7 protein-coding genes are annotated in these 7,412 nt (G+C 64.7%); all 7 read left to right on the top strand.

From position 1 onward, the window contains the following. On the top strand, positions 1-195 hold a 195-nt coding region (locus tag CH256_RS28260), incomplete at its 5' end, for a hypothetical protein (protein WP_179272238.1). 489 nt (positions 196-684) lie between these two features. Then, positions 685-864 (top strand): hypothetical protein, encoded by a 180-nt coding sequence (locus CH256_RS26325; RefSeq protein ID WP_094671365.1) that lies wholly within the window; start codon positions 685-687, stop codon positions 862-864. Positions 865-940: 76 nt separating this feature from the next. Beyond that, positions 941-1,387 carry a P27 family phage terminase small subunit gene (locus CH256_RS26320; protein WP_094671363.1) on the top strand — a complete coding sequence of 149 codons (447 nt, stop codon included), beginning with the start codon at positions 941-943 and terminating at the stop codon, positions 1,385-1,387. Then, positions 1,387-1,692, top strand: coding sequence for a hypothetical protein (locus CH256_RS26315; protein ID WP_094671361.1), 306 nt, complete (start codon positions 1,387-1,389; stop codon positions 1,690-1,692). The genes CH256_RS26320 and CH256_RS26315 overlap by 1 nt, the downstream gene beginning before the upstream one ends. A 122-nt stretch (positions 1,693-1,814) precedes the next feature. Then, complete coding sequence (locus CH256_RS26310; protein WP_218829164.1) at positions 1,815-2,168, top strand: hypothetical protein; 354 nt, start codon at positions 1,815-1,817, stop codon at positions 2,166-2,168. Next, entirely contained in the window at positions 2,165-2,416 is a 252-nt protein-coding gene (locus CH256_RS26305) for a hypothetical protein (protein ID WP_094671357.1), read from the top strand. The genes CH256_RS26310 and CH256_RS26305 overlap by 4 nt, the downstream gene beginning before the upstream one ends. A gap of 144 nt (positions 2,417-2,560) precedes the next feature. Continuing rightward, positions 2,561-7,372 (top strand): hypothetical protein, encoded by a 4,812-nt coding sequence (locus tag CH256_RS26300; protein ID WP_094671354.1) that lies wholly within the window; start codon positions 2,561-2,563, stop codon positions 7,370-7,372. Positions 7,373-7,412: the final 40 nt, after the last annotated feature.

Here is a 7,412-nt window from a genome sequence, read left to right as displayed (position 1 = left end):
ACCATCGACGCAAGCACACGACGCGAGAGTGTGGTCGTCGAGGACTTCCCGACGACCACCGACGCATTCACCGACCTGATCGCGTTCTGCCGCGACGAGCAGTGGACCATCACGCCCACGCTCGACGACGACGGCGTGATCGTCTACCTACTTGCAGGGGACGACATCAGCGAAGGACTCGCGACCATCAGTTGATCGAGGGATGACCTAGCCCGATACCCACGCGGTGTCGGGCTTCGTTGTGCGCGTGGGGCTCGAGCTCTCAGCGTCGCTCTACGCCTCGTGGACACACCGAGCGCACACAAGTCGGCCGACGGTCTGGCGATGGCGCAGCGTCGAGCTCGCGGCCGGTACGACCTTGTCGAGGGGGAGGGGTAGGAGGTCCCTCCCGGGTGTTCACCAGCCAGGCAGCTATGTACTGCACATTTCGTCGGCTGCGGTGCGAAAAGAACCGCATTTTGGCCCCCTCAAACGCCCTGAGCAGGGCTTTTATCGACGAACGCATGTTCGAAAGTCAACGGAATCGAGAGCTCGGAGCGTGTCCGAGTCGACCCCCGCACCCGATTATGACGAAACACGTTGCCGCTTAGTCGATTACGACCTGCTCGTGGAGAACATTAGACATACCCGGTACGGGTATGGAGTAATGATCGTTCCACGTTCACGAGCAGGAAGAGGCACACCATGGCCGGTATTACGCCACAGCACCCCATCGCAACGGCCACCAAGGCCCAGCATGCAGAGATGGCGAAAGTCGCTCTCGCGAAGGTCTACGAGCACGCGCCCTACACCGCGGCAGTCGACGCGGATTTCTGGCTTCAAGTCGCGGGTCTGCACTCGTTCCTGTCCGGTCCAGTGGACTGACAGCCCACCACCACGAATCGTCGGACCGCGCCCCGAACCGCGGCGTCGGCCGCTACCCCTCGGAAGGACGTAGACCATGGACGGGAAGACTCAGCGCGCGTACTTCACCGAAAGAGCCGCAGATCTCGGATTCGAGTTCGACGACGGCGACCTCGCACTACTCGACGAGATCGCGCAGACCGCCGACGACATTGCCGAGCTCGACGACGCGCTGAAACGTGACGGCCGAACGATCACGTCGAAGACAGGCAACGTGAAGACGCATCCGGCCCTGGCGTCAGTCCGACAGCTCAGGTTCGCGCGGAACAAGCTCGCCGCCATGCTCGAACGTCGAATAGAGCAGTTCGAGCAGGAAGTGGCGGCGCAGGACAAGAAGACCGCTGCGATGGCCGGTGGCAACCCCAACCCCCGCGGGTTGCACTACATCGGCAACGGAGCGCCCAATCAAGCGAGGGACAAAGCGGCAGATCGACGCCGCGGACGCGGCCGGATAGCTCGACCGCGAGCGCAGAGGGGCGCGTAATGAGACTCGCAACTGGGCCGTCGTCGGCCAGGGTCCGTCCCGAAGCGCTCACGTTCGCCGACGTACCGACCGAGCTCCGTCCGAGCAACTGGCGTCAATGGCTGCGCAAGGTGACGAAAGCGGATATTCGGGAAGCGCTTGGCAGCGGGATCGAGAAGAGCCGAGCGCGGGAAATGGCCGTCGGCGACCTGCAGGGGGCTGCGTATTGCGCATGGCTGGCCGATCACGACCTGACCACTCCGGCAGGACGCCCTGCCCGCGGGTGGGATTCGACGTCTCTCGCACGATGGGAGGACTCGCTGTGACGCTGCGAGTGCCGGCCCGCTGTCACAACGGGCATCACCTCGAACCTAGAACGACGTACGTGCGTCACACCGGAGCCACGTCGTCACGGTCTGGCCTCACTCCCGTGGGCTGGGAGTGCGTGGTGTGCGTTCGGGTGGCCTGCTGGACCGCGCAATTCCCCGGCCAAGCAGTCCCGGCCGAACTCCTCGAGCCCGAGAACTACAAGCGCCAGATCGAGGCCACAAACAGGGCGCGATTGCCGAAATTCGCTCTCGCCGTTCACTTTCAGTCGGGATGGCAGTTCGCGGATCCCGACTCGACACCGCAGGCGCGAACAGAACGCGAACACGCAGCCGCCGAAGCCGAGCGCCGAAAAATTGCTCGGCAGGAACGAGAGCAGCGAGACGCCGAAGATCGTCGAGCTCGACAGATCCGTCGCGAGCACGCCGACGAAGCTCTACGGTCGATCCGCGCGCTCATGGGTGCCGCGTCGTGATCGTCCTGCGACTGTTCGGCGTCGAAGTCCTCGCCGTCGGCAGTCCCGAACTCGACGACGCGGACATGGACCCGTGCGACACCACCGCGGGCAGTTTCGAGCTCGCGGACCCCGAACTCGCCGAGCGCGACCACGACGTCTACCTCGCGAGCAAGCGACGGCGACCGGCCATCGTGGAGATCGGATCGAGACACCACGGCGGTACACCGGAGCGGTCCCGCGGGTTCGGATTCGTTCCCACCATGTAAGCATCGAGACTCAATGTTGTTGTTGTGCAACATTTCTGAGCGATCGAAGATTAGACAGACCCTTCTCGATCTCCCTACGCTGACGACACAGGCACTCCCCGAGAAACCGGGGGTGCCTTTCGTTTTTCATAGAGAGGGTGACCGGTGGCTGGTCGTACGTACATCGCGGGCGAGGCCGCGGTCAAGCTCACGCCCAACAGTGGCGGCTTCCATCAGACGGCCCGCCGTGAGCTCGCAGCGGACAAGCTCAGCACTGGCGTCAGTCTCGTCGCCGACGCGAAAGGTTTCCGGACCGACGCGCGCGAGAAGCTGGCGCGAGGACCGAAGCTCACCCACAAGGTGCAGCTCGTTGCCGACGCGACCGGCTTTCGGCAGACAGCGCAGGCCAAGCTCGACACCGCGCGGCTCACCGTCAAGGTCCAGCCGAAGTTCGACACGGCGACGCCGGAACTGCAGAAGCTCAAGACGCACCTCGCCTCGATCAAACTGACCGTCAAGGTCAAGGTCGAGATCGACGACAACGGGTACCGACAGAAGCTCGCACTGCTCACCCGCGACACCACACAGCGAGTCCGCGTCGACATCGACAGCCGCGACGTCGACAACCTGCGTGACGCGCTCAGTGGCGTCGGCACGACGGTCAACAACACCACCAACAACATCACGAACATGGGCCGCAGTGGTATGCGCGCGCTACGTCCCCTGCTCTACGGATTCCTGGCGCTCGCGGCCGTCTCGTTGATCCCCCTGATCGGCCAGCTCACGCAGGCACTGGGGGTGATTGCGCTCATCCCTGCCATGGCGACATCGGCCGTTGCTGCGATCGGCGCGCTCGCCATCGGATTCAGCGGCATCGGCACAGCGTTCACGGCCAAGGCTCCCAAGGCAACCGACACGGCCGGCCAACAGAACCGGCAGGCAGCAGCGCTGCGGAGCATGGCCTCTGCCGAGCGCGGTCTCGCCAGCGCACAGCGCCAAGGCCTCGCGGCGCAGAAGCGACTCAACGACGAGCGCAAGAACGCGGTTCGCCGACTTCGCGACATGAACGACGAGCTCGACTCGGCCGTGCTGAACGAAGAAGATGCACGTATTGCGATCATCGACGCGCAGAACGACCTCAATCAGGCCTATATGGATGGCGACGCGCTCAGCATCCGCAAAGGTCAGAACGCGGTCCGGCAGGCCGAAGAAGGCCTCGATCAGATCATCAAGAAGAACCAGGACTTGCGCTCGGACGTCGAGGCCGCGAACAAGGCCGGCGTCGAAGGCGACGAGCAGGTCGTAGCGGCCAAGGAAGGCGTGCTCGACGCCAACGAGGCGATCCTGTCTGCGCAAGAGTCGATGATGGCGGCGCAGGAAAGCCTCAACGAGTCGACCCAACGCGGCGTCGACGCCGTCAACGAGCTCGAGGAAGCTCTGGCGAACCTCTCCCCCTCTGCGCGTCTGTTCGTCGAGACCGTCCGCGGTCTGAGCGACGAGTGGAAAGAGCTGCGTCTGCAGGTGCAGGAATCTTTGTTCTCCGGCTTGGCCGGCGAGGTCCAGTCGCTCGCCGACATGTACCTGCCGAGCCTGAAAGAGCAGCTGTCCGGCATCACGACAGAGATCAACGGCGGTCTCAAGTACGCGCTCGACTCGCTCATGTCCGACGGTGCTCGCGAGAACATCGACAAGATCATGGAAATGACGCGGATCTCGATTGGTCCGCTCATCCAGGGTTTCACCGATCTCGCGGCCGGCATCGGCAATATCGCTACCGTCGGCTCGGAGTTCCTCCCCGGCATCGCCGATAGCTTCGCCGACTCGATGGCGCGGTTCAAGGAATGGTCCGGCTCCGAAGAGGGCCAGAACGAGATCCGCAACTACATCGCCGAGAGCATCCGGACGTTCGACAAGGTCTGGGAGTTCGTCAAAGAGTTCTCGCGCGTGATGAAAGGCTTGTTCTCCACCTCCGACGAGGTCGGCGAGGACATGCTCGAGTCGATGACGTCCTCGCTGCGCGAGTTCGCGGACTGGATGAAAACCGCCGAGGGCGAGGCCCGGATGGGGCAGTTCTGGAAAGAAGTTCAGGACACGATCACCAGCATCTTCAACATGATCGGTCTGGCAATCAAGCTGGCCGACAAGCTCGCTGCGCTCATGGACCCGAACCCAGAGTCCGACGCAGGGACGGTGTCGAATGCTTTCGGCCCGAGTAGCACGTGGAAAGAGCGAGCCAGCGGTTTCAGCCGACTGTTCGTCCGCGGCACCGGGTCCGACATCGAAGGTGAGACCGGCACCGGAACTCGGCTCGGTCGAATTGGGGCGATGGTGCCGGGCTTAGGCCCGATCGTCGGGCGCGGGACAGCATGGGCCGGAGACAAGATCGACCCGTTCATCAGCGGGGGACTCGGCAGCTTGAAAGATTGGTTTTTCGGGAGCGACAGCGACACGCCGGACAACGTCTACGGCACCAACGGACCATCGAAAGTCGGCGTCGGGCAGGGACCGCGCGGTGCTCGCGACTACGGCGCGCTCGCCGACCAGCTCGAGGCACCGAAGGATCTGTCCGGGTGGGACCGGTTCAAGGAGAAGATCTCTGGACTCAAAGACACCGTGCTCGGCGAGAACGGTCTCACCGGTTGGCTGACGACGGTCGGCGGCGTGTTCTCCGGTCTCGGCGACACCATTGGCGGCGTCGGCGACTCGATCGGCGAGAAGATCACCGACGTCAAAGAGTGGATCGGCGATCTCCGCACCAATGCCGGCGAGTGGCTGGGCAACATCGGCGACTTCTTCGGCGGTCTCGGCTCCCGGGTCGGGACCGTGCTCACCGATATCATTGACAGCAAGTTCCCGTGGCTCAACACCGCGCTGGACACTATGCGCGGATGGTGGGACTCGGTCACCTCCGGCATCGGCTCGACGTGGGCCACGCTCAAGGAAAAAGCTGCCGAGCCGATCAACTGGATCATCGAGAACATCATCAACGGTGCTCTCAAGAGCGCGTGGAACGCTGTCGCCAAGGTCATTCCCGGTCTCAAGGAATGGGACGGCGTCGACGCAATCGCGACGGCGAGCCCGAGCACGAGCGGTGGACAGCGAGCCTCGCGCAGCCCTGGCGTCCAAGAGTTCTGGACCGGTGGCGTGGCCGGAGTCATGCCGGGATACACCCCCGGCCGCGACCCGTTCACCATCGGCGTGTCCGGTGGCGAGGCGATCATGCGTCCCGAGTTCACCCGGGCCGTCGGCCCCGAGTGGGTCGACGACATGAACGTCGCCGCACGACGCGGCGGCATGGCGGCTGTGCAGGAGCGCATGGCGAACTACGCGTTCGGCGGCGTCGTCGACTCGTCGATGTGGGCAGCGGTCTCGGCCGCGTTCCCGAACGCGACGCTGAACTCGGCGTACCGTCCCGGCCACAGCGGCTACCACGGAAGCGGCGGCGCAATCGACATCGGTGGACCGATGCAGTCGGTCGCCGACTGGATCTTCCAGAAGTTCCCGAGCTCAGCGCAGCTCATCTGGGGACCGGGACCGCTCATCGCTGCCGGCAACACCGACCAGGGCTACGCGCAGAACTACTTCCGCGACGACCTGGCCGGCCACTTCGACCATGTTCACTGGGCATCGGACGTCCCGGTGTCCTCCGACGGCCAGATGGTCTCGGACGAACGAGGTGGACTGCTCAGCAACATCGGCGGCGCGATCTTCGGCGCGGTGAGCTCGGCACGCTCCCTGGCGGCGAGCGGGCTGAACAAGGCTCTCAGCGGTATCGAGAACTCGATCCCCGACTTCGGCGGCTCGATGATCGGCTCGATCCCGAAGGACTTCTTCGGAGCGATGAAGACCTCGATGCTCTCCGCGATAAGCGGCTCGAGCGGCGGCGGTGCAGGGCCGGACGCACCGTGGCTGCCGTCGGCCGGTGCCGAGCAGTGGCGACAAATGATGATCGACGCCTACAAGAACCAGGGCTACGATCCGTCGCCGGCCAAGATCGACGCATGGGTACGCCAGATCGACACCGAGTCGAGCGGCAACCCGAACATCGCGCAGCAGATCGTCGACGTCAACGGCACCGGTGAGGCAGCCGGCGTCGGTCTCGGCCAGATGATCCCGACGACTTGGCAGGCCTACCGCGACCCGGCACTGCCGGACAACCGTCGCGACCCGTGGGCCATGACGAACGCCATGGTCCGCTACGGCGAGCAGAAGTACGGCGACCAGTTGCTGTCGATGATCGGCCAGGGCCACGGCTACGACCAGGGTGGCCTCGCGAACGCGATGGGTCTGCTCCCCAAGCTCACCGTCGAGCCGGAGCGGGTTCTCTCCCCCGCGCAGACCGCGTCGTTCGAGAAGCTGATCCCGCTGCTCGAGTTCGTCATCCCGAACCTCAAGCCGCAGCCACACAACGATCCGATCCCGGTCACCATCGCCGACACCGGCACGCTCAACGGGCAGCCGCTGCAGGGTGCCACCGTCGGACCGAACGGCGAGTACATCCCGTCGCCGACCGGCGCCGGAACTCGCGGCCTGTACGACGTCGGGCCGAGGGCCACCGGCTACGAGAAGCCTGTTGCGTTCTCGACGACGCCTGCCGGAAAGACAGCGATGTCGCTGGCCGGCACGTTCGGTTTCGGCGGTCAAGCGTCGTACTTGCAGAGCAAGGAAGAACCGCTTATGCAGCTCGCCGGTGGGATCACCGGTGCCATGGCAGCCGCAGCCGGTGGACCGCAGGCCTTCGCAGCGCACGCGGCGCAAACCAGCGCGGCGGCAATGGCGAACATCGGCAAGAACTTCGCCGAGTACGCACCGTCGGCCGCTGGCGGTATCGCCGAGTCGGCGCTGTCGGCCATCGCCGGACCGCTCATCGGCACCGTCAACACCGGCATGAGCAAGAACGAAGTGACCACAGTGATCGGCGACGCAACGAACCGCGCAATGCGCCGGACGAAAATGGGAAGGAACAGGACGCGATGACGGGGCGCGACACGCCCACACCGTCTCGTGTCGCGCCGAA

This window comes from Rhodococcus sp. 05-2254-6, assembly GCF_002258565.1.
In the GTDB taxonomy this organism is placed as follows: domain Bacteria; phylum Actinomycetota; class Actinomycetes; order Mycobacteriales; family Mycobacteriaceae; genus Rhodococcoides.
Note: the sequence above shows the minus strand (reverse complement) of the source record. Positions and strands in the feature narration are given on the sequence as shown.

Bases quoted from the DNA above. Each gene is read 5' to 3' on its own strand.
- CH256_RS26325 (WP_094671365.1), top strand. From the start codon at position 685: ATGGCCGGTATTACGCCACAGCACCCCATCGCAACGGCCACCAAGGCC.
- CH256_RS26320 (WP_094671363.1), top strand. From the start codon at position 941: ATGGACGGGAAGACTCAGCGCGCGTACTTCACCGAAAGAGCCGCAGAT.
- CH256_RS26315 (WP_094671361.1), top strand. From the start codon at position 1,387: ATGAGACTCGCAACTGGGCCGTCGTCGGCCAGGGTCCGTCCCGAAGCG.